The sequence below is a fragment of the Enterobacter sp. K16B genome (assembly GCF_020216105.1).
Taxonomy (GTDB): Bacteria; Pseudomonadota; Gammaproteobacteria; order Enterobacterales; family Enterobacteriaceae; genus Enterobacter; species Enterobacter sichuanensis.
This window is the reverse complement of sequence record NZ_JAIWJZ010000101.1, coordinates 1-3,506: the sequence shown is the minus strand read 5'-3', so window position 1 is coordinate 3,506 and position 3,506 is coordinate 1. Positions and strand designations below refer to the sequence as shown.

The 3,506-nt window shown below is 54.4% G+C and carries 2 protein-coding genes and 1 tRNA gene; all 3 read right to left on the bottom strand.

Annotated elements, in window-relative coordinates:
- Positions 1-51 precede the first annotated feature (51 nt).
- Positions 52-144: transfer RNA gene (locus LDK53_RS17900), tRNA-Ser, on the bottom strand.
- 342 nt (positions 145-486) lie between these two features.
- A complete protein-coding gene (csrA, locus tag LDK53_RS17895; RefSeq protein ID WP_000906486.1) occupies positions 487-672 on the bottom strand; it encodes a carbon storage regulator CsrA in 186 nt (61 codons plus the stop codon).
- A gap of 241 nt (positions 673-913) precedes the next feature.
- Positions 914-3,506: alanine--tRNA ligase (alaS, locus tag LDK53_RS17890; protein ID WP_225287732.1), on the bottom strand; the 2,593-nt coding region annotated here is incomplete at its 5' end.

The following is a 3,506-nucleotide window of genomic DNA, read 5'->3' as shown; positions in this document are numbered from 1 at the left end:
CCGCTCGGTTCGTAGCCGAGTACTCTATCCAGCTGAGCTACGGATGCAAAATGGCGGTGAGGCGGGGATTCGAACCCCGGATGCAGCTTTTGACCGCATACTCCCTTAGCAGGGGAGCGCCTTCAGCCTCTCGGCCACCTCACCACACAACGCCTCTTTCGAGTGCTTCGAGTGACTCGTTAAGAGCTTCTCGTCGCTGCGTGGCGCATATATTACTTTCTGGGACTTATAAGTCAAACAATTTTCCAAAAGCTTTTATCGTTTGCACAAATCACAGGCAATTCGCATGTAAAAGCCGCAAAGAGGGTGTTTTATAAGCGGATTTTGCAGGCATCTTCACATAAAACTGTGGCAGAAAAGGCAGTACAGAGACGAGTAAAGGGTAACGGAGTGGTTAAAAAGAGAGCGATTGAAATTAAACGGTAACTTTGAGCAGGAAAAATGACAGGAGGGTTGCGTCTCGCCCGACAGCGAGACGCGACAATATCAGTAACTGGACTGCTGGGATTTTTCAGCCTGGATACGCTGGTAGATCTCTTCACGGTGGACAGATACTTCTTTAGGAGCGTTAACACCAATACGTACCTGGTTACCCTTTACCCCTAAAACTGTCACGGTGACCTCATCCCCAATCATGAGGGTCTCACCAACTCGACGAGTCAGAATCAGCATTCTTTGCTCCTTGAAAGATTAAAAGAGTCGGGTCTCTTGTATCCCGGCATTATCCATCATATAACGCCAAAAAGTAAGCGATGACAAACACGTAAAGTGTAAGCAGTCACGGCATCACATTCTGTTAAACGTAAGTTTAGCCGATATACACAAACTCAACCTGACTTTATCGTTATCGATAGCACAGTGAACAAGACGCCATAACGTTACCGCTATGGCGTCTGCTTGTGCTTTGTAGTTATTACAGTTTCGCGCTTACCCAGCTTTCAACGCTGGCCAAAGCTTGCGGAAGTGCCGCCGCATCCGTACCACCGGCTTGCGCCATGTCCGGACGACCGCCACCTTTGCCGCCCACCTGCTGAGCGACCATACCAATCAGCTCCCCTGCTTTTACGCGGTCGGCCACATCCTTAGAGACGCCCGCAATCAGAGAAACCTTACCTTCTGCCACTGTCGCCAGCACGATAACGGTGGAACCAAGCTGGTTCTTGAGATCGTCGACCATAGTACGCAGCATCTTAGGCTCAACGCCCGCCAGATCGCTGACCAGCAGTTTAACGCCCTTAATGTCTACAGCCTTGCTGGAGAGGTTTGCACTCTCCTGCGCCGCAGCCTGCTCTTTCAGCTGCTGCAGCTCTTTTTCCAGCTGACGCGTGCGATCCAGTGCAACGCGCACTTTCTCGCCCAGGTTCTGGCTATCGCCTTTCAGCAGCTGCGCGATGTCGTGCAGCTGATCGCTCTGCGCATGCAGGCTGGCAATCGCCCCTTCACCGGTCACCGCTTCAATACGACGCACACCTGCCGCCGTCCCCGACTCGGAAACAATGCGGAACAGGCCGATGTCACCGGTGCGGGAGGCGTGAGTACCACCGCACAGCTCAGTAGAGAAGTCGCCCATGCTCAACACGCGAACACGGTCGTCATATTTCTCACCAAACAGCGCCATCGCGCCTTTTTTCTTCGCCGCCTCGAGATCCATGATATGGGTTTCGATAGGCAGGTTACGACGGATCTGCGCGTTCACCAGATCTTCCACCGCACGGATTTCAGACGGTTTCATCGCTTCAAAATGCGAGAAGTCGAAACGCAGCACTTTGTCGTTAACCAGAGAACCTTTCTGTGCAACGTGGGTACCCAGCACCTCGCGCAGTGCAGCGTGCATCAGGTGGGTTGCAGAGTGGTTGAGACGAATGCGCGCGCGGCGAGCTTCATCAACGTTAGCCTGGACGCCCTCGCCCACTTTCAGAGAACCGGAAACCAGTTTGCCCTGGTGACCAATCGCCTGACCGTATTTCTGGGTGTCGCTCACGCTGAAGCTGAAACCGTTGCCTTTCAGTTCGCCTTTATCGCCAACCTGACCGCCGGATTCCGCATAGAACGGGGTTTTGTCCAGAATGACAACCGCATCCTGACCTGCGCTGATGCTGTCTACGGCTTTGCCGTCAACAAACAGGGCGGTCACTTTACCGGTCAGTTCCAGCGCGTCGTAACCTTTGAATTCAGACGCGCTATCAACGCGGATCATTGCGTTGTAGTCTGCACCGAAACCGCTGGACTCACGCGCGCGACGACGCTGCTCTTCCATCGCCGCTTCGAAGCCCGCTTCGTCAACTTTGATGTTGCGCTCGCGGCAAACGTCTGCCGTCAGGTCAACCGGGAAGCCATAGGTGTCGTACAGACGGAAAGCGGTTTCGCCATCCAGCGTGTCGCCTTTCAGTTTCGCCAGCTCGTCGTCCAGCAGCGCCAGACCGCGCTCCAGTGTACGCGCAAACTGCTCTTCTTCGGTTTTCAGAACCTGCTCTACCTGTGCCTGCTGGCGTTTCAGCTCATCACCGGCAGCACCCATCACGCCAATCAGTGGCCCAACGAGTTTATAGAAGAAGGTGTCCTTCGCGCCCAGCATGTTGCCGTGACGGATGGCGCGACGAATGATACGACGCAGCACGTAGCCACGGTTTTCATTCGACGGGATAACACCGTCGGCGATCAGGAACGCACAGGAACGGATATGGTCGGCGATAACGCGCAACGATTTGTTGTTCAGATCGGTCGCGCCGGTGACGTCCGCAACGGCTTTGATCAGAGTGCTGAACAGGTCAATCTCGTAGTTGGAGTTAACGTGCTGCAGAACCGCGGCAATACGCTCCAGGCCCATACCGGTATCAACGGAAGGCTTCGGCAGCGGCTCCATGGTACCGTCGGCCTGACGGTTGAACTGCATGAAGACGATGTTCCAGATCTCAATGTAGCGATCGCCGTCTTCTTCCGGGCTGCCTGGAGGACCGCCCCAGATGTGGTCGCCGTGATCGTAGAAGATCTCGGTGCACGGACCGCAAGGACCGGTATCACCCATCTGCCAGAAGTTGTCCGACGCGTATGGCGCGCCTTTGTTATCACCAATGCGAATAATACGCTCGCGCGGGATCCCGACTTCTTTTTCCCAGATTTCGTAGGCTTCGTCATCGGTTTCATAGACGGTAACCCACAGACGCTCTTTCGGCAGGTTGAACCAGTTTTCACCGGTCAGCAGTTCCCACGCGTATTGAATGGCATCGTGTTTGAAGTAGTCGCCGAAGCTGAAGTTACCCAGCATTTCGAAGAACGTGTGGTGACGCGCGGTGTAACCGACGTTTTCCAGGTCGTTGTGTTTACCGCCCGCACGCACGCAACGCTGTGAGGTTGTGGCGCGGGAATAATTACGCTTGTCGAGACCAAGGAACACATCCTTGAACTGGTTCATCCCGGCGTTGGTAAACAGCAGAGTCGGATCGTTGTTCGGTACCAGGGAGCTGCTGGCAACAACCTGGTGTCCCTTACTATGGAAAAAATCGAGA

Bases quoted from the DNA above. Each gene is read 5' to 3' on its own strand.
- csrA (WP_000906486.1), bottom strand. From the start codon at position 672: ATGCTGATTCTGACTCGTCGAGTTGGTGAGACCCTCATGATTGGGGAT.